The sequence below is a fragment of the Clostridium sp. MF28 genome (assembly GCF_002969175.1).
GTDB lineage: Bacteria > Bacillota > Clostridia > Clostridiales > Clostridiaceae > Clostridium > Clostridium beijerinckii.
In genome coordinates this window covers 5385576-5406504 of record NZ_CP014331.1, presented here as the reverse complement: position 1 = coordinate 5406504, position 20929 = coordinate 5385576, and the positions used below count along the sequence as shown (strand labels likewise).

The window sequence follows — 20929 nt, the reverse complement described above, 5'->3', positions numbered from 1 at the left end:
ACCATTATAATACAAAAACTAGTTTATTTTCAATAAATATTAATTATTTTTATCCGATGACTAACTGCCCTTAGTAAATCACAATTTTAAAGATAGTAGTAAGTGGCACTAGTCCCTGGATAAGTTCGTCTAAGATTCAGCCCCAGCTGAATCAAGTTTCACTTTATGTTGAATCCCTTGATTGTCTACGCTATAGTTATCTGAATATATCATTTGACCTACTGATTTAAACTCATATCCTTTATCCTTTAGTTCTTTAATAATTCTATCTAAATTATTTGGAGTATACTTTGCATTATTATGAAAAAGAAGTATAGATCCTGGTTTAACGTTTTTCATAACTCTGTTATATTCAGTTTCTTCAGATATCTCTTTCCAATCTACAGAATCAACACTCCATTGAATTGGTACATATCCTAGGTTTCTTACTTTTGAAAAAGACTCTTTATTATAATCTCCACTTGGAAACCTAAATAGCTTAGGTCTTTCACCTGTATATTTTTCAATTGTATCATTAGTCTTTTCTATCTCCTCTTTCATTCTATCTGCTCCTATTTTAGTGAACATAGGATGTTTGTAGCTATGATTACCTATTTCATGCCCCCTCTCCTTTATTGCCTTAAGCTTCTCCACATTGTCCTCGCTGTAATTTACCCATCCCCCCATTATGAAGAATGTTCCTTTTACATTATATTTGTCCAATATGTCTAATATTACATTCAAATTATCTTTTTCTGCCCAATTTATATCAAATGTTAAACTAATAACTTTTTCATTAGTATCAACACAATATATAGGATCTTCTTCCTGAATATTACCCATTGCCTGTATCGCTTTGCTAATCCCTATAGATATAAATACTAAAAAGATAATCAAAAATATGTCAATACCGATTCTCTTTTTCTTCCACGTCACTTTCCATGCTCCTTTTAACTTTATATTTTATATTTAAACTATATGCATTACATATTTTTTTATGCTATTAAGTAAACTTAAACTTATAAATTATGATATACTCCTATTCACTAAAAAAAAATTTGTGTTATAATAAAAGGAGATTTTCATCAATTATGGAGGTAATTATGTACGAAAGTTCATCAGAATTAGCAGAAAATAAGTTATTAATGTTATATGTTTTAAAATCAATAAAAAATCCTATATCAAATACTCAGCTTACTGAAATAATTCTTGAAAATAACTTTATTAATTATTTTACATTCCAGCAATATTTATCAGAGCTTGAGGAATCTAAATTCGTTGAATATCATGTGTAAATGATAAAAAATTATTGATATTAACAGAAAAAGGAGATAATGTTCTCTCTTTATTTAAAGATAGAATATCCCCTTCAAAAATGTCTACTATTAATGACTATATAAAAGAAAAAATAGAGTCTATAAAAAAGGAATTAACTATACATTCTGATTACACATTAGGTGCAAACGATAGTTTTATTGTTAACCTTAAAGCTGTAGAAAACGACTCGTTATTAATGGAATTAAAATTATCAGTTCCATCCAAAAATCAAGCTACTTCAATTTGTGCTAAATGGAAAGAAAATCCTTCCGAAATTTATACCAATATAATAAGTTTATTAATTAATTAAAGTTACTTTTATCGATTTAAGACATAATCAAAAAAATAATATTTCCATCGGCCACGCCTATTTTCCACAATTGGAAGTTTGACTCGCATGCGCTCACTGAGTAAGCGATTCACACCAAATCATAGATTTGGGTTCTCTGTTTATCAGCGGAATGCCCTAATAGCAGGCTATGAGGCCATTCTACTTCCTTGCCTGATAAAAAATAATCATGGTATTTTGGACTTGTTATTTTCTTTCATATGTCTAAGTTAAAGTCATACCATTGGGTTCATTTCCTATTGGTATGGTTTTTATTCTCCTATTTTTCATATCTATTATCTTCAGTACTCCATTCAAAAAGTCTCCAACAAATATGTTATCTCTAGATTTCACTATTCCTCTAGGCATTCCGCCAATATCAATTTTTTCCTCTTCTTTAAGTTCATTTAAATTTACAATACTTATAGAACCATCACATAAATTAGAAACATATAGGAAGCTGTCTTCTTCAAATAAATCTACTGGCGAGTGTCCAACTTGAATTTTATTTATTAATTCAAGAGTATTTAAATCTATTATTCCAACACTACCATTTTTATCACGCCCAAGATAACTCATACATACGTATAAATATTTTTTATTTTGTGATACGCTTATCTTTGCAGGAGTATTTTCTACTTTAATTCGCTTTATCTCCTTATTATTTATATAGTCAATTATAGATATACTGTCATCTCCCATATTACTTATAAAAACTAAATTTCTATCTTTTAATAATGTGATATTATGAGGAAATCTTCCTGTTGGTATTTCGAAATTAATCCTATCATTTAGCAAATCGTATATTATTAAAGAGTCAGATTCTCCGCACGAAACATAAGCAATATCATTATAAGCCACTATATCATTTGGATGCGCTCCTACATATATATTGCCTTCTTCTTTAAAACTATTAAAATCTATCAACGATATGCTATTATTATAGTTATTTGCAACTAATAGCTTATTTTTATATAATGATAATCCATGAGGGCCAAATGGACCTTCACCAATAGATAAAACTATATTTTGAGTATTTAGATTCTCAGTGTTTATTTTATTCAAACTATCTGAACCAGTATTGCATAAAACAATATAACTCACTCCATTCCCCCCTTTTAAGATAATCATTCTACTATCTATAATATATTCTGAATATATATTATTGGTACAACTTATTAACTTCATTATCTTTATTTATTGACAAATTTCTTGTATAATAAAGTGAGCTTAACTAATTACATTTTCAAAGTAAGTAATTTGGGAAAATTCTTTATAGCTGCTTACTTTTCATGTATATAGTTATATTTTATCTTAAGGAGTGTGTGGAATGTTTTCATATAAAACAACTGGTGTTTGTTCATCTACAATAAATCTTGAAATTGAGAATAATATTCTTAAAAATGTAGAATTCGTTGGAGGATGTGCTGGAAACTTATTAGGCATTGGTCAATTAGTTAAAGGTATGCCTGTGGATGATATAATAAAAAGATTAGGTGGAATAGATTGTAGAAATAAAGGAACATCTTGTCCTGATCAGCTATCAAAAGCACTATTAGCTTGGAAGAAAGAAAATTCTATAAACTAAAAATAGATTATAAATTTCTAGCAATAATTTATTCAATTTTGCTAACATAAAAACCATGCATAAGTAAAGAAACTCTTCTTTCTTATGCATGGTTTTTATGTTTTATTGAACTTCAATCCGTACTATTTTTATTGCAAATAGTCTTCTCTCTCCCCAGATAGTAATGATAAAGTATTTGTTATTTCCTCAATTACATCTTTATAACTTAGATATATTTGAATTTTTATAACACTATAATCTTCACTTATCTCTTCTACTTTTCCATAAAGATATTTACCTTTATCTATTAAATTCTTTAATATTAAATTATTGTCTCTTGGAACATACCCCATTACAAATCCTTCTGTTGTTATAACTTCAATCGCATTTTTATCATATTCATTATCAAAATCTCTTTTTAAATATACAATATCCTCTTCCAATAATTTATTGTATATTTCACTCATATCAAAGTAGCTTGTTCCAGCAATGTTTACACTGGTTAAATATATATCTTTAACATGAGCATCAATATGCATATTCTCATCTATTTGGACATATTTTTTATTCTTTTTGCTACTTGATTTAATCAAAAGTGAATTTAATGCTCTTCGTACATCACTAACAATCTCTGTGCTAATAGCGTCCTTAATAGTTTCTTTATCCAATGAATCAAACTCGTCTTTAAATCTTTGAAGATTTGCAGCCGCTTGAATTCTAGTCTCAATTAAAGGTGATTTTAGCGCCTGAAAGTTAATATCCTTATACTCATCTATAAAATCTTCATATTGTGCATATTTTATAATTATAAAGAAACAAATTTGTGCTATATCCTCATAAAGTAAATTTTCTATTTTTAATTCATCCTGTCCGCTTAATATTTCAGTCATTGGTAATTTTCCCAACCCTAATTTAAAAGCACATTTTTTTATAGCCTTATTTCCAATGGAAAATGCATATTTATATAAAAGTGCATTTGTATAATCTCTTTTTATAATTAATTCAAATTCACTTTTCTTTAATCTGTACTTCGTTCTATCTGCACAACTTATTAATATACTACTTTCAATTTCTATATTGTGAACTTCATTCGCAATTACATTATGCCACAACTCTTTCTTGCAAATTTTTTTACAATTATCTACTATTTCTTTATAATCATTATTTAACTTATACGAATTTGAATTTCCTTTATTCTTATATTCATCAATAATAATAGCTTCTATTGAATATAAAATTGAAACTACAGCATATAACGAATATATGCCACCACTTATATTATCAATAATTTCTAATAACTTATTGCAAACTTTTGTTGAATACTTAATATCATCCAAACTATAGTCTGAAAGCAATGTACTGAAAGATTTTGCAAAAACTTCAATCTCTTCTTTTGAAAATTTTGTATCCTCCAAATAGCTCAGAAGATCTAATGAAAGCATAGTGTAAGATAATAATTCCGTAATGCCAACACTATTATCACAACCTTTTTCAATCATCCATTTTTTTATCTCATAAGTTGTAGGAGTAAGATTCATTATACAAAATATCTTCCCATATCCTTTAGATCTTTTTGAAATCTCAAAAATTATATTATTACAACTTCCAATATATTCATATGACTTGATTGTATAGAAAATATATTCATTATGAATAGAAAACACATTTAATATATCCTTCAAGTTTTTAATGCTGCATATAGGCGAAAGTAATATCCCTAATTTCACCGCTTCTGAATACGAACTCTCTTTAAGTAAATTATTTACTCTCTTGCTCATTGCTTGTAACATCTCTTTATTATTCTCCATAGAGTCTTTGAAGATTTTAATCAAGTTTTCATAATAACCGATGATTGGATTTAACGTAATATAATCATGGACACTTGATAATTTTTCTTCATCCAAAGCATAATTACATAAATGTCCTACTAGCTCACTAGCTAGCCTATTCTTTTCATAATCCTGAAGTTTACGAACTTTGTTCGTAATAATCTTAAATTCCCTTCTTCCAGCCACTTCAAAGTCTTGATAGCTATATAGTGTATCTGGATTTCTATCACGAAATTCTTTTAAATCATAATAGATTGAGTTCTTATTATTGATGTAATTTTCTATTTCTATCTTAACCATATAACTTTCACTACTCCTTTTAATCAAAATTCCGAAGCTTGCCTCGGAATCTTTTGATTTATATTCTTTTAGACTAATTCGGAAAATATATGTGCCCCAATTCTACTTATTAGGAAATTTATTTCTTATAATTTTTCTCATATCTCCAATCATGTATAATGATCCACTAACTACAATTAAATCCTCTTCCTTAGCTTCTTTTAACGCTAGAGAAAAAGCCTCCTCATAACTTTCTAATGCAATAGTATTTGAATTATAGTTTAATATTTCCTCTTTCAAATTTTCACTAAGTTCAGCTCTTTCACTATGTGGTGTAAGTGCATAAACTTTTTCAGCTAATGGTGTTATTTCCTGTACCATTTCTTTTACTTGCTTATCTGCTAAAATACCAAGCAATAAGTATAATTTATTATATTTAAAATACTTTTCTATATTTTTTCTAAGAGCTTTAATTCCATCTATATTGTGTGCCCCATCAATTACTATCGTAGGTTTCTTTTTTAAGACCTCGAGTCTTCCTATCCATACAACTTCCTGTAAAGCTTTCTCAATTAAGCTTGTATTTAATTCTATTTTTTCATTCTCGCATAATACCTCTATTGCACTTAAAGCAACTCCCAAATTTAATATTTGATGTTCTCCAAGCAAAGGAAATTTAATCTTATATATATTTTTAATACTTTTAACAACTACATTTTGATAAAAATCATCATAATTGATATCAACCAATTTTCCATTTTGTTCATTCACAAAATATACTTTTGATTTTTTTTCTTCCGCTATCTTTAATATTACTTCTTCTGCCTCTTTTTTTTGAGGATAGAGTACAACCGGTATATTTTCTTTTATAATTCCGGCCTTTTCTTTTGCGATATCTTTTAAATTATCACCCAATATATTTATATGATCTAAACTTACTGATGTTATTACACTAACCTTAGGCGTTAATACATTGGTAGAATCTAATCTTCCACCAAGACCAACTTCAATTACTCCATAATCTATTTTTTCTCTATAGAAATGCAAAAACATTAATGCAGTTATGATTTCAAACTCAGTAGGATGTTCATATCCTTCTTCAATTACTTTATTAACTACTAATTTAATTTCTTCTACTAAGTCTACTAATGATTTTTTGCTAATATTACTTCCATTTATTTGAATTCTTTCTTCAAATTCTTCTAAATATGGGGATGTATACATTCCGACTTTATATCCCATTCCAATTAATATTTTTGATATCATAGCTGTAGTTGATCCCTTGCCATTAGTCCCTGCAATATGGATAAGTTTGAGTTTTTCATGAGGATTTCCAAGTAACTCTAAAATTCTAAAAGTTCTTTCAAGTCCATAATTAGATCCAAACTTCCCCACGCTTGTAATATAATCCATTGCTTCTTTATAAGTCATGCTCATTTTTCTTACCTCTTTGTCTTTTATGTTTTTCTATAAATGCAAAATCTAAATAGTATGTATTTACTTTACATTATATCTTAATTCTAGTGAAATGACTAATTAAAAGCTAAACAAAAACATCTCTGTATTAAATTTATTCCATAATTCTTCAAGAAGAAACTCGAAGGCGACTGTGGTTAAATTCCGTATTGTGCCTTTGCGCCCTTTTCATAATATCTATAATCTTCTTTTACACCAATTTCTAAACTTATCAAATTCACTTAATAATAGAGATATTAATATACTAGCTAATAAAATAGACAATATAATCAACACAGAATTTGTAACTGAAATTTCAATTTCCCAAAACAATATTACTAACTTTATTCCCGTAAAAATTAATATACATCCAACTCCATATTTCATGAACTTGAACATATTATTCATCTTTTCTAATATATAGTACATACTTCTAAGTCCTAAAATCGCAAAAATATTAGATGTATAAACTATGAAAGTATCCGTTGTTATAGAAAAAATAGCTGGGATTGAATCTATTGCAAAAATAATATCTGAAAATTCTATTATTAAAAGTACTATAAAAAGAGGTGTAGCATAAATGATCTTATTCTGCCTAACAAAAAATTTATTTCCATGCAAAACATTTGTTATAGGCATTGTCCTTCTTAAAATCTTAACTGCCAAATTATCATGAAATTGAATATTATCATCTTCCCTAAGAAATATTTTTGCACCACTAAGTAGCAATAATACTCCAAAGATAGATAATATAAAACTAAATTTATTTACCATAGCTACGCCAAGTAAAATGAAAATTAACCTTAATACCATCGCCCCTATAACGCCATATAGAAGTATCCTTTCCTGGTATTCTTCCTGTATTCTAAAACTTGAAAATATCATCAGAAATAAAAATAAATTATCTAAACTTAACGACATTTCTACTATGTAACCACCAAAGTATTCTATTGCTGATGTTTCACCTCGTGTGTAATATATAATAATATTAAATAAGATTGATAAGGATATCCAAAAAATTAAGTTAAGTAAATGCCTTCTCGCTTTCAAAATTCAAACGCCTCCATATATATTATTCTAGAATTATATATATTAATAATCCTCCTATTATATCCTTACCTTTCAAAAATTTTTAACTTTTTTCATTTTACTAACTATATAATAATTTAATGCATGTTTGTTTATATGCTATAATAGCTCCCTTATCTTTTAGAGTAAAACTTTTAAAAAATAAAAAGATATTACCAAGCTCCAAGGAACTTAGTAATATCTTTTACTGAATTTCATTAAAATTATTTTAAAGCTTCAATTCTAACTTTAACAGCTTCTAACATTTCAACATACTTAACTCTCTTTTCTTTTTCAGCGTCAACAACTGCTGCTGGTGCTTTAGCAACAAAACCTTGATTTCCTAGCTTTTTATCTATTCTATCAATTTCTCCTTCTAGTTTCTTTGCTTCTTTATTTAATCTGTCTAATTCCTTATCTTTGTCTACTAAGTCAAGTAGCGGCATAAATAATTCTCCGCCTTTAACAACTAGAGATACAGCATTTGCAGGAACATTAGCCTTATCACTAATAAATTCTACTTCTGATGCAGACGCTAACTTTTCAATGTATGCTACACCTGAGTTAAATGCTTTTTTAGCATCCTCAGCTATATAGCAGATTACTTTTGCCTTTCTTGAAGGTGGTACGTTCATTTCAGCTCTAACATTTCTTAAACCTTTTATAGCTTCAATTACAAATGCCATATCATCTTCTGCTTCTTTATTTACTAAAGCTTCGTCAAATTCAGGCCAAGCTGAAGTTGTTATAGTTTCCTCATCACTTAAGTGAGTGAATATTTCTTCTGTTATAAATGGCATAGCTGGGTGTAATAATTTTAATCCTGTAATTAAAACTGTATTTAATACGTTGTAAACTATTCCCTTAGCTTTCTCATCATCTCCATAGAATACAGGTTTAACAAGTTCTATATACCAATCACAGAATTCAGTCCACATAAAGTCATAAACTTTTTGCATAGCAATTCCAAGTTCATATTTTTCCATGTTTTCTGTTACTTCTTTTATTAAAGTATTCATTTCTGATAATATCCACTTATCAGCTAAAGAATATTCTTTGCAGTCTTTATATTTGTTCATTACTTCTTTATCAAGGTTCATCATTACAAATCTTGAAGCATTCCAAATCTTATTTGCAAAGTTTCTTGATGATTCAACTCTTTCAGGATAATATCTCATATCATTTCCTGGAGCATTACCAGTAGCTATCATAAATCTTAAGGCATCAGCACCATAAGTTTCAATTACTTCTAGTGGATCAACACCATTTCCTAAAGATTTACTCATCTTTCTACCTTGAGAATCTCTAATTAAACCATGAATAAGAACTGTATTAAATGGAGTTTCTCCCATGCAGTGAAGTCCTGAGAATATCATTCTTGCAACCCAGAAGAAGATAATATCATGTCCTGTAACTAATGTACTTGTTGGATAGAAGTATTCTAAGTCTTCTGTTTTGTTTGGCCAGCCAAGTGTTGAGAATGGCCATAATGCTGAAGAGAACCATGTATCAAGTACATCATTATCTTGTTTAATATTGGAGCTTCCGCATTTAGTACATGCCTTTGGAGCATCTTCAAGTACCATCATTTCTCCGCAATCTTGACAATAATATACTGGAATTCTATGTCCCCACCATAATTGTCTTGAAATACACCAGTCTTGGATATTTTCCATCCAGTTGAAGTATATCTTATCAAATCTTTCAGGAACAAATTTAGTTTTGCCATTCTTAACTACTTCTACTGCTGGCTTTGCAAGACTTTCCATCTTAACATACCATTGTTTTGAGATTATAGGTTCTACCGTAGTTCCGCACCTATCATGAGTTCCAACATTATGAGCGTGATCTTTTATCTTAACTAAGAGACCTGCTTCTTCTAAATCCTTAACTATAGCTTTTCTTGCTTCATATCTATCTAGACCTTTATATTTACCACCTTTTTCATTGATAATTCCCTTATCATCCATTACTCTTATGATTTCTAAGTTATGTCTTTTACCAACTTCAAAGTCGTTAGGATCATGAGCTGGAGTCATCTTAACTGCACCAGTTCCAAATTCTAAATCTACATATTCATCGCCAACTATAGGAATCTCTCTATTAACTAGAGGAAGTATTACAGTTTTACCTATAAGGTGTTTATATCTTTCATCATTAGGATTTACAGCTACACCACTATCTCCAAGCAATGTTTCAGGTCTAGTTGTTGCTATTTCAATAACCCCGCTTCCATCAGCTAATGGGTAATTGATATGCCAAAAATGCCCTGCTTGTTCTTCATATTCAATTTCTGCATCTGATAATGCTGTTTGACAGTGTGTACACCAGTTAGTTATTCTATTCCCTTGATAAATCAAACCTTCATTATAAAGCTTAACAAATACATGTTTTACAGCAGCACTAAGGTTTTCATCCATTGTAAATGCTTCTCTTGTAAAGTCTGCAGATACCCCAAGCTTTTTAACTTGGTTTCTTATTGTAGCTCTATACTTGTCACTCCATTCCCAAACTTTTTCAAGGAATGCTTCTCTTCCCATTTCTTTTTTATCATAACCTTGTTCTGCTAACTGATTTGCAACTTTAACTTCTGTCGCAATTGACGCATGGTCTTCTCCAGGTAACCATAATGTACAATATCCTTGCATTCTCTTAAATCTAATAAGCATATCTTGAAGAGTATCATCAAATGCATGCCCTAAGTGAAGTTGACCTGTTATATTTGGTGGTGGCATGATTATTGTATATGGTTTTTTATTCTTATCGATTACTGGAGTAAAGTATCCCTTCTCCTCCCAATTTTTATAGATCCTATCTTCAAATTCTTTTGGATCATATGTAGTTGATATATTTTTTATTTCTTCTGACATTTTAATTCCTCCAAACTTAGTTAAACTAACAATTAACTTGTTAACTTTTTATATTCTAAACAATAAATATTGTAAAGAATATTTATTCCTAAGAATATATATTCTTTAGAATATGCACTGCAATTGCTGTGTCTTAATAAGTTAAATCCGACTCACATTCAGTCTCTTTTGGCTTTCGAATAAGCGAATATAAAATACAGACTGTGAAAGTTCCAAGAAGCAAATATAAAATTTTGATTCTCAACGCAAAAAGAGCCTTCATCACAAAAGGACGAAAGCTCGCGGTACCACCTTTATTTCCACATATACAGAATTACTGCATTAATGGACTCTTAATTTAAATAACGATTCAGACAAACCGTCTTTAGCTACTATTATTTCACTAAAGAAGCTCAAAAGCTACCTTCAAAATTTCTTGCATAAGGGTTTTCAGCGCCTCCCTCTCTCTTCCTAGTTCTTGCTAGTTCTTTCTAAATCTATGATTTAGCTAAAGAACTGTACTCCTCAGCTCGTCTGAGTGAGTTTCCTTGCTAAAAGAACCGTACTCCTAAACTCTCCTGAGTTAGTTTCCTTTTAATGCTCAAAAATTTCTACTCCTCTTTTTCATTGCTTTTATATATTATATTATTACTTTAACTCACATAAACTTCATGATTAACTTTAAAGTGTTAATCATGAAATTTGAACTCTCACTTATGATATCTTATAGTATAATTTTTGTCAATAATAGTTTTCCAGTACTTTTTCTATGATAGTCTTCCTTATAATACTTTTTCAAGACCATTATAAGTTTTATCCTATTTAACCCGCATTATTCCTATAAATATTTATATATGTTCCTATGTATATAGAAACATATTTTTCTATATACATAGATAAATTTAATCATATATTACTTTAAAACTATATTTCTATAAATAATTGTTCATATAAATATAGTTTCATTTTTATTGAATTTAAATAAGATAATTACTTAAGGATGATATTTAGCATGCCTATCTGTAGCACCTTTCTACAGCTTCTAATAATCTATCCAATGCTTCTTTAAGCACCTTTGTTGGACATGCTAAATTTATTCTCTCGAATCCTTTACCCTCATCGCCAAAAACATAACCTTCATCTAAGAAAAACATCGCTTCTGTTGTCATAAATTTTTCTAATACCTTATGATCCTTCTCCAATGTTCTAAAATCTAGCCATTGCAAATAAGTTCCTTCTAGGTTTATTATATTGACCTCAGGAATATTACTCCTAAAAAAGTCTTCTACAACTTTTCTATTCTTATTTATAGTCTGTATAAGTTCCTCAAGCCATTGCTCGCATTCATTATAAGCAATTTCACATGCTTTATATCCAAAAATATTAAGACCTAAATTTCCTGTAGACTTTCTACGTTCATACCTGACTTTATCTCTTATTTTTTTATTTTTAATAACAATATTAGAAACTTGAAGACCTGCTAAGTTAAAAGTCTTACTTGGTGCTGTACAAATAACTGAATTATTCGCAAATTCTTCAGATATATTTGCAAAAACTGTATGTTTAAACCCTGGCATTATTAGATCAAAATGAATTTCATCAGATACTACAATAACATTATTATCACAACATATTCTACCAATATTTTTTAACTCCTCTTCACTCCAAACTCGTCCGACTGGATTATGTGGATTACATAAAATTAGTAATTTGGTATCCTCTAATTTGGCCTTCTCTTCGAAATCTTCAAAATTTATTTCATAATGATCTTCATTAAGTATTAATTCACTTTTTATTATCTTTCTATTATTATCTATAATTGCTTTATAAAAAGGATAATATACTGGAGTCATCACTAAAACATTATCTTCCTCTTTAGTAAGCGCTCTAACAATTGTATATAGTGCTGGCACAACACCTGAGAACTCAGTAATCCATTCTTTCTCTATATTCCATGTATGTCTTCTTTCCATCCAATTGCATACTGCTTTATAATACTTATCCGTAGCTTCTGTATATCCCATAATACTAGAGTCTATATATTCTTTAAGCCCTTCAATAATTTCTGGTGGATTTTTAAATTCCATGTCTGCAACAGAAAAAGGCACTATAGATTCACTAACATCATTATTAATTTTTCTCATCAAATTCCATTTACTTGCACCTACATTATTTCGAGATACTAGTGTTTCAAAATCATACTTCATTAAAAATACCCTCCTTAATAATTTTTATTGCCTCATGTGCTTATTCATGTAATTCTAAGGGCAGACCATCTGGATCACTAAAAAAAGTAAATTTCCTATTTGTATATTCATCTATTCTAATTGGCTCTGTTTCAATCCCTTTTTCATTTAACTCTCTTATTACTTCTTCAATATCTTTTACATGAAAAGCTAAATGTCTCAGTCCACATGCTTCTGGATATGATGGTCTCTTAGGCGCATTTGGCATAGAGAAAAGTTCAATTTCACTACTTCCTATCTTTAAATCCAGTTTATATGAATCCCTATCTTTCCTATAATTTTCTCGTATTATTTCAAATCCTAATATATTTACATAAAAATTTTTTGATACTTCATAATTAGACGCAATTATCGCAATATGATGTATATGATTTATATCCATAAAATTCTCCTTTTTAAGCACTAAATTATATAAAATTATATATTTATGTTTTATAAAAAACAAGATGCAAAATTATAGGGATGATTATAAAATAATCATCCCTAATATTGTGAAAATATTATTACTTATTAAATACTTACATTACTTTCCCGGGCAATATTGCATCTAATATTCCAATAACTAAAGCAGCTAAAATTGCTCCAATGATAGATACTGCCATAGTTGGAACAAAAAATTGAGCCACATATAATATTATTGCTGCTATGAAAAATCCTTTTATACCTCTTCCAAAAGGTGATGCATCAACACCCATGAACGCCTCTACTAGATAATCTATTACACTTATTACCACCGCAGCTATTAAAAATGACCACATTCCTGTAATAGTAAAGCCAGGTGTTAAGAAAGATGTTATGCCTAAAACTACAACTGTTAAAACCAATCTTATAATCCATCCACCTATGCTCCTGTTATTAGAACCCTCTTTTGCTGAATGTTCTTTATCATGTACCATAAATAATTACCTCCTTAAATTAAAAAATTAATTTTATTTGGGTGTAATTATATTGTTCCCACCTTATAAAAATATATTATGTTTTTTATATGTAATATTAATTAGTATATAAATGATACTTCCAATACTGTATAAATAATCAAATTAAACAAATTTTCCTTGCTCAGGTCTTGCAATTTCATAAAAATTATCTATGAGATATTTTAGATGCTCTCTCAATTCGCTCCCTTCCATGGGCTTTCCATAACTTGGAATTTCCAAATTAGGTTTTAACTCCCAAAGTAAAATAACTAAGTTTATTTTAAAAAAACTTTAAATTTCTAGGATTCATTTCTTAAAGTTATACTTAATATTTCTGGCATATTAAATAATCTTATACCGGGTTTACTATGTCCCATTCCTCTACTTACAATAAGCTTTTTCGTATCTATTGTATAAATTCCACTGTTATACTTAGGGAAAAATTTTCTTTCTGGAGAAAGTATTCCACCTATAAATGGTAATCTAATCATTCCTCCATGAACATGTCCTGATAAAACTAAATCTATGTCAAATTTTGTATATTCTTTAAAATATAGTGGATTATGAGCTAATAATATATTATATTCTTTGGAATCGCACCTCTTTAATACTTTCCCAATTACTTCTTCTATATTTGAAGGCCTATTTCTTGTTTTATAAAATGAAAGAGGGATATTTATGCCATAAATATTAAGACAACTACCCTTTTCTTGAATAGTGAGTTTTTCATCATTTAGTATAGTTATATTAAATTCACTCAGCCTTTTTGTAATAAAATCTAAATCGTGTTTTTTTAATCTCTGTTCATGGTTACCTATAATATAATATATTTTATAACTTTTACTCAAAGTTTCTGCTAGCTTAAAAAAAACGCTAAAATCTTTATCATATTTATTAACCATGTCTCCAGTCATAACGATAATGTTTGGAGCTTCAGTATCAATTTTTTTAATCACCTGGAAATTATCTTTTCCGATAAAATTATAGTTATGAAAATCTGATAAATGAATTATCTTAAATTTATTAAATTCTTTTGGAATCTTATTACTTTTTATTTCATATTTAGATAATTTTATAATTTTATTATCTAAATATATTAATGCAGAGATTAAAGCAAAACCTGATAATGTCAATAAATTTTTAATCATTTATTTACTCCATTTCTTTCAATACTATTTTTTATACCTCTAAATCTCATTCTCAATCCTATATATCAGCTCATCAACTGCACTTGATATGCTCTGTATTAAATCTATTTGGCTCTTATCTATTATTTGTAATTTTTTTATCGACATACTTTCCAATAACTTCATTCTTACTACTACATTATTAAGCAATTCCTTTGAATTGCTTTCCTCTACAATAACAAAATCCTTCCAAAACAATAATGGTAAGATCAATATCTCTGATACAGCATATCCTATACTAAAAAATTCTTTATAGTTAGAACAACCATCATGGCAAAACATTATTAAATACTCGCCTAATGATTTAAATAGATTATCCTTACCATCAGTCCTGCACAACATGAGCTCTATTACATTTACAATGCCATCTATCACTAAATATCTTAAATTATCGGGTAAATTTGATATTATGCTAGAAGAAAAGTAATTAATTATTTTTGAAAATTCAGCTTCATTTGTCTCATCTCTTAAATTGCCATTTCCGTCTAAAAGCACACTTGCCTTGTGGTAATCAAATGGATTAATCTGGATTTCAGTTTTTATATATATATTCTTTTCTGATATCAAATTAAATAAACAATTTACATAATCGTATTTTGCATTTATAGATATAATTTTTTCCTTGTTTTTACTAATCTCTTCTCCATATCTACTGATAAATTCTTTCGAAAATCCCTGTCCATCAATAGAAACACATTTGCTTACCTTAGGAGAGAATATTGATACATATTGAGCCTTGTTCCCGCCCTTAGAATGGCCTGATACCGTAATATCACTATATTCAAGGTTATTTATATATTTTAAGGCCTCTATTTGTTCAAGTGTATCATATTCATAAGCACCTTTACCATTGTCATTCCATTCTTTTGTTGTAGCTGTTCCCCTAAAAATTACTGTTGCATTCCCCTCCTCGTTTACAAAGCAGGCATATTCCATTCCATTATTATAATCATTTATATTCTTAATTCTTAGATTACTTAAATTTGGTTTAACTTTTATTTGATTTAATATCATTATCCATTCTTTTGTATCCATTCTTATTATACAATCTCCAATGGCTTCCATAAGATAGTCAAAATTCTCACTTTTTAATAAATTATCTACAAGATTTATAAGTTTTTCGTTTTCTTTTATATCCCATTTTAAATATATCAGATTATCTAGAAGTATCAACTCTTCATAAGTCAAACTGTTCATTCTTCCTCCATATAACATTAGATTGATTATCTTTATATTAATAAATTATTCATATAATATAAAAATAAACCTATAAATCTCAGTTATATGAAATCTATAGGTTTATTATTTTAAAATATCATCTATTGCATATATAAGATCTTAACATAAGTTTCTCGAACTTATTACTTAAATACCTAAATAAATAGCTTAGCTATAAATATAATAAATGCTGAAAGAGCTGCTGTTATTGGAATAGTTAAAATCCAAGCCCAAACTATATTTTGAGCAACTCCCCATTTTACAGATTTAATTCTTTTAGAAGCTCCTACTCCCATTACAGTTGTTGAAATAATGTGAGTTGTACTTACTGGGGCGTGAAATAGTGTTGCTAAAAATATTACAGCTGCGCCTCCTGTTTGAGCCGCAAATCCATTTACTGGTGTAAGTTTTGCCATCCCGCTTCCCATTGTTTTGATAATTTTTTTTCCTCCAGATGCTGTTCCAAGAGCCATAGCTATAGCACAACATGCTATAACCCATGTTGGCACTTCAAATGTACTGATAAGTCCACCACTTAATAATGCCATAGTTATTAATCCCATAGACTTTTGAGCATCATTACTTCCATGATTTAATGCCATAAGTGAACCAGCAACAACTTGTAATTTCAAAAAGATTTTATTTATTATTCCAGGCTTAAATGGTTTTAATATCCAATTTAATAATATCATTAATATGTATCCCACTGTAAAACCAATAATTGGTGCAATAAATATCCATATTACAACATCATGAAAAAGATTATACCAATTTACTACATCAAATTTCAAATTATAAGCTATTCCGCCACCAACTAGTGCACCTATTAACGCATGAGATGAACTACTTGGAATACCAAAATACCATGTTATTATGTTCCATATTATTGCTGAAATTAAAACTCCTAATATAACCCATTGAGGCATAGAATTATGACTTACTATGTTTTCTCCTACAGTTTTTGCAACCGCTGTTCCTGAGAATGCACCAATGAAATTAAAAATTGCACATATTACTATAGCTGTTTGCGGTTTAAGCGCTCTTGTTGTAATAGAAGTAGCTACCGCTGTTGCTGTATCATGGAATCCATTGATAAAGTCAAATATTAATACTGTAATTACTATTAATACTGTTATAGTCATAGTACTAAACATTCTTAATGACAACTCCCTCTACAATATTTGCAATTTTTTCACACTTATCAATAGTGTTTTCTAATATTTGATATATTTCTTTCCATTTTATAATTTCTATAGGATCTTTTTCATTTCTAAACAAGTCACCTACTGTATTTCTAAATAAACGATCTACTTCACTTTCTATTTGGTTTATTGTTACTATCTTTTCATTTATATTATTTTTACCAGCTATTAAATGAAGTTCATCCATTAATTCAGATATGAGTTTTGTAGATTTTATTATCATATCAGCTAAATATTTTGCTGGTTCTGTACTTTCAGTAACGTTAAACATTACAAATCTATGTATTGTTGAGTTGATTAAATCTAAAATGTCATCTAATCTTTTAATCAATAAGTACATGTCTTCTCTATCAAAAGGAGTTATAAATGAATCATTTAATTCTTTAACCATAACATTTACTAATCTATCACCGTTATGTTCTAATTCTTCGATCTTGCTAACATTAAGTTCAATATTGGATAATGAGTTTAGGCTTTCTCTTAATACTTTTGCACCTTCCTCTACATTTTGTGCAGCTTCTATAAACATTTTATAGAATTTATCTTCTTTTGGATTTAAATTAAACATATTATCACATCTCCCTATAAAATATAAATATTCGACATATTGTTAAATATCATAATCCAGTAACAAGTATATTCTATTTTGTAACATTTTTAAACTCTTTTTAAAAAACTTAACCTAATTTTAATATTACTCACCTTATTTTAACAATTGTAGTATTTCTTGAATCACTTCAAATTATGTTATCTTACTACTAAAAAATTAATAGCCAACATCTACTCCTTTATCAATTGATAATAATCATATGATATCTTTTATTAATTTCAAGTAAAATTTAATAATATTATCATTACTTGATCAATTTATTAGGTGATAAAGTATTAATATTACTTGGCTTAAATAAGTAAATTAAAATATTTAAAGATAATATAAACAAACACTATTCTTTATGCTATAACTTGCATAATTTCATTATACGAAATATAAATGTATTATATATAATTGAATCCGATTTTCCCTCAAAATATATTAATAGAAAATACTTATTAAATATATAATAAAATTTAACATTACATAAAGAATATTTAAATATACTCATAATCATATGAAAAAACACGTATACATTAATATTATAAATTTCAATTGCATATGTAAAGAAAATTATAAAAATACTCTTCCAAATAATAAACTGTAAAAATTATATTATTCTATATTTTAATATAATTCCAAGAAAAACCTCGATATTTAACATCGAGGTTTTTCTATAATTTTAAATCACACTCAAATTAATGTTCTAATCTTTTTTTACTCTTGGGAAATATACTGTATGAAGTAACTCATGAGCTTTATTACTTAATGGATGATCTAAATATTTTTCATATATAGCAAGTACTTCTGGATTTTCATTTGATCTTCTAAGTGTCTTTGATCTATCTATATTATTCAATCCTTCTGCTCTTTTTTGCAATGCTGCCTGCTTATTTCCCTTTGTTTTAGGTTGACCACCACCGCCGATGCATCCACCTACACACGCCATTATTTCTATTGCATGGAAGAATTCTTCTCCTGATCTTATTTTATCTAACATCTTAGCTGCTTCCCTAAGTCCATGAGCAACACCTATTCTTAATTTTATATCTCCAGCTTCAAGTTCGCAAACTCTGAATCCATCCCAACCTCTAAGGCCTTCAAATTCTATATTATCGAATCTTTCTCCAGTCATCTTTTCAAGAGCTGTTCTTGTAGCTGCTTCTATAACTCCACCTGTTCTACCAAATATAATTCCAGCTCCAGTGTATTCTCCCATAACTGTATCTATTTCTTCATCTTCAATTTCTTTTAAGTTTATCCCTGAATTTTCAAATATTTTAATAAGTTCTCTTGTTGTGATTACATAATCAACATCATAGTTCATATCTACTGAAAATTCTGCTCTTGAAGCTTCATACTTCTTTGCAATACATGGCATAATAGCAACTGAAGTAACTTCATCTCTTGAAAGCCCCTTCTCTTTTGCCCATATTTCCTTAGCCACTATAGCAAACATCTCCATTGGAGATTTAGCTGAAGAAGGAACATCTAACATATCTCCATAATTCTGCTCTATAAATTTAATCCATGAAGGACAGCATGAAGTAAGAATTGGAAGTTTTACACTCTCATCCCCAGCTAGATGTCTTTCAAGTCTTTCTTGAAGTTCTGCAGCTTCTTCCATTATTGTTAAATCAGCTCCCCAGCTCGTATCAAACACATAATCTACTCCTAGTTTTCTAAGACCTGCTGCTATTTTCTTTTCAACATTCTCTCCTGGTTCAAAGCCAAAAGCTTCACCTATCGCAACTCTAACTGCTGGTGCCATCTGAGTAATTACAACCTTATTAGGTGTTGCTAAATCTCTAAGAAATAACATAGTATTATCTCCTGCACTTATTGCATCAACAGGACATGCAGAGACACATGCTCCACAATGTGTACATCTATTATAATCTATTTCATGTTTCTTTTTTAATTCTCCATTTATGCAATCAACAGGACATGCTCTTTTACAAGCTCCGCATCCAATACATTTTTTAGTAATTGTTAATTTTACTAAATGGTTACATTGTGATGTATAACACTTCTTTTCCTCTATATGTTCTTCAATTTCTTCATAGAATTTGTCTATTATTTCTTCCATGATATTATGCTTTTGGTTCATCTTACTTTTCACTGTCACTGCAAGATTTCTCAAAAGATAAATCTCACGCATATTAGACACACCTTTACTTATTCTGTTTAATATATTAAACATTTCAGTTATGTCCTCTTTAACAACTTCATAGTTCTTATAAGATCCATCTTTAATTTTTGCTAGTAAATATTCTATATAAAATTTTTCAAATTGAATAATACAGTCTTCTTGTGATAAAACAATAATTGTTCGTGCAATATTTTCATAAAATAGTCCAAAATCAAATTCTTTATCTAAGCTGTCCTCTGTTAAAAAACCACCGAAAGGAAGTCCTATTTGAGCTGCTTTAAAGTTACTTTTGTTTATAAGCCCACCACATAATTGTATTATTTCATTAAGTGTAGCCCCTTCCGGAACTTCTATTATCCCTGGATTGTTAACTTTTCCACATATAGCAATTTTTCTGCCGTTTGACAGTTCTTTTAATTCCTCTTCGCTAAAAACAGAAAAAACTGAACCTAATGCACTTTGTATAAAAGATTTTTTATTATCTCCCATAATATTCACTCCTTAACATTTTGTCTTCTTTTTATTTTCAAATCTAATCATATAAAATATATATTATTTAGTATAATTGTTTATTATTTTTAACAAAACCGTCGCATAATAATCTATTGTATCTATTAACGCACTATTTTAATAAAGAAAATCCATATATATGATACACCATATTTCGAGAATTTTTCAAGTTAATAAAACTTTCTTAACACGTTTAATAATAAACTTATTATCCTCCCCCTTAAGTTAATAACG

At 28.6% G+C, this 20929-nt stretch carries 15 protein-coding genes, 1 pseudogene and 1 other annotated feature; of the genes and pseudogenes, 2 read left to right on the top strand and 14 right to left on the bottom strand.

The features are described 5' to 3' along the window. Positions 1-129: 129 nt before the first annotated feature. On the bottom strand, positions 130-915 hold the full coding sequence (locus AXY43_RS23920; protein WP_105412289.1) for a polysaccharide deacetylase family protein: 786 nt from the start codon (positions 913-915) through the stop codon (positions 130-132). Between the two features lie 167 nt (positions 916-1082). Between AXY43_RS23920 and AXY43_RS23915 the strand changes: the two are divergent. Further along, a pseudogene (locus AXY43_RS23915) lies at positions 1083-1606 on the top strand (DUF4364 family protein). 243 nt (positions 1607-1849) lie between these two features. On the opposite strand, the gene AXY43_RS23910 reads toward AXY43_RS23915, so the two are convergent. Continuing rightward, a complete protein-coding gene (locus tag AXY43_RS23910) occupies positions 1850-2728 on the bottom strand; it encodes a YncE family protein (protein WP_039772366.1) in 879 nt (292 codons plus the stop codon). A 226-nt stretch (positions 2729-2954) separates the two neighbouring features. Between AXY43_RS23910 and AXY43_RS23905 the strand changes: the two genes are divergently transcribed. Further along, positions 2955-3212: a TIGR03905 family TSCPD domain-containing protein gene (locus AXY43_RS23905; RefSeq protein WP_011969109.1), complete on the top strand. Its 258-nt coding sequence runs from the start codon at positions 2955-2957 to the stop codon at positions 3210-3212. Positions 3213-3340: 128 nt separating this feature from the next. On the opposite strand, the gene AXY43_RS23900 is transcribed toward AXY43_RS23905, so the two are convergent. The 12 genes from AXY43_RS23900 to AXY43_RS23845 all read right to left on the bottom strand — a co-directional run bounded on the left by AXY43_RS23900 (position 3341) and on the right by AXY43_RS23845 (position 20674). After that, a complete protein-coding gene (locus AXY43_RS23900) occupies positions 3341-5320 on the bottom strand; it encodes an HIRAN domain-containing protein (protein ID WP_039772364.1) in 1980 nt (659 codons plus the stop codon). A gap of 102 nt (positions 5321-5422) precedes the next feature. Beyond that, positions 5423-6736, bottom strand: a complete 1314-nt coding sequence (locus AXY43_RS23895; protein WP_039772361.1) for a bifunctional folylpolyglutamate synthase/dihydrofolate synthase — start codon at positions 6734-6736, stop codon at positions 5423-5425. Positions 6737-6952: 216 nt separating this feature from the next. After that, positions 6953-7804 (bottom strand): TerC/Alx family metal homeostasis membrane protein, encoded by an 852-nt coding sequence (locus AXY43_RS23890; protein ID WP_105412288.1) that lies wholly within the window; start codon positions 7802-7804, stop codon positions 6953-6955. Between the two features lie 242 nt (positions 7805-8046). Next, the gene (locus tag AXY43_RS23885) at positions 8047-10692 is read right to left on the bottom strand and encodes a valine--tRNA ligase (protein WP_105412287.1); all 2646 of its coding nucleotides are present in this window, start codon (positions 10690-10692) and stop codon (positions 8047-8049) included. Positions 10693-10956: 264 nt separating this feature from the next. Further along, positions 10957-11175: a binding site (T-box leader), on the bottom strand. 512 nt (positions 11176-11687) lie between these two features. Then, positions 11688-12878, bottom strand: coding sequence for a MalY/PatB family protein (locus AXY43_RS23880; RefSeq protein WP_105412286.1), 1191 nt, complete (start codon positions 12876-12878; stop codon positions 11688-11690). A gap of 40 nt (positions 12879-12918) precedes the next feature. Continuing rightward, positions 12919-13299: an SMU1112c/YaeR family gloxylase I-like metalloprotein gene (gene gloA2 / locus AXY43_RS23875; protein ID WP_011969103.1), complete on the bottom strand. Its 381-nt coding sequence runs from the start codon at positions 13297-13299 to the stop codon at positions 12919-12921. A 136-nt stretch (positions 13300-13435) separates the two neighbouring features. Next, a complete protein-coding gene (locus AXY43_RS23870; RefSeq protein ID WP_011969102.1) occupies positions 13436-13813 on the bottom strand; it encodes a phage holin family protein in 378 nt (125 codons plus the stop codon). A 320-nt stretch (positions 13814-14133) separates the two neighbouring features. After that, positions 14134-14982 (bottom strand): metallophosphoesterase, encoded by an 849-nt coding sequence (locus AXY43_RS23865; protein WP_011969101.1) that lies wholly within the window; start codon positions 14980-14982, stop codon positions 14134-14136. A 39-nt stretch (positions 14983-15021) separates the two neighbouring features. Beyond that, a complete protein-coding gene (locus AXY43_RS23860; RefSeq protein ID WP_011969100.1) occupies positions 15022-16218 on the bottom strand; it encodes an Mbeg1-like protein in 1197 nt (398 codons plus the stop codon). 176 nt (positions 16219-16394) lie between these two features. Beyond that, entirely contained in the window at positions 16395-17393 is a 999-nt protein-coding gene (locus AXY43_RS23855; protein ID WP_011969099.1) for an inorganic phosphate transporter, read from the bottom strand. Then, positions 17386-18009, bottom strand: coding sequence for a DUF47 domain-containing protein (locus tag AXY43_RS23850; protein WP_011969098.1), 624 nt, complete (start codon positions 18007-18009; stop codon positions 17386-17388). Before AXY43_RS23850 ends, AXY43_RS23855 begins: the two co-directional genes overlap by 8 nt. A gap of 730 nt (positions 18010-18739) precedes the next feature. Further along, positions 18740-20674 (bottom strand): [FeFe] hydrogenase, group A, encoded by a 1935-nt coding sequence (locus AXY43_RS23845; RefSeq protein WP_011969097.1) that lies wholly within the window; start codon positions 20672-20674, stop codon positions 18740-18742. Positions 20675-20929: the final 255 nt, after the last annotated feature.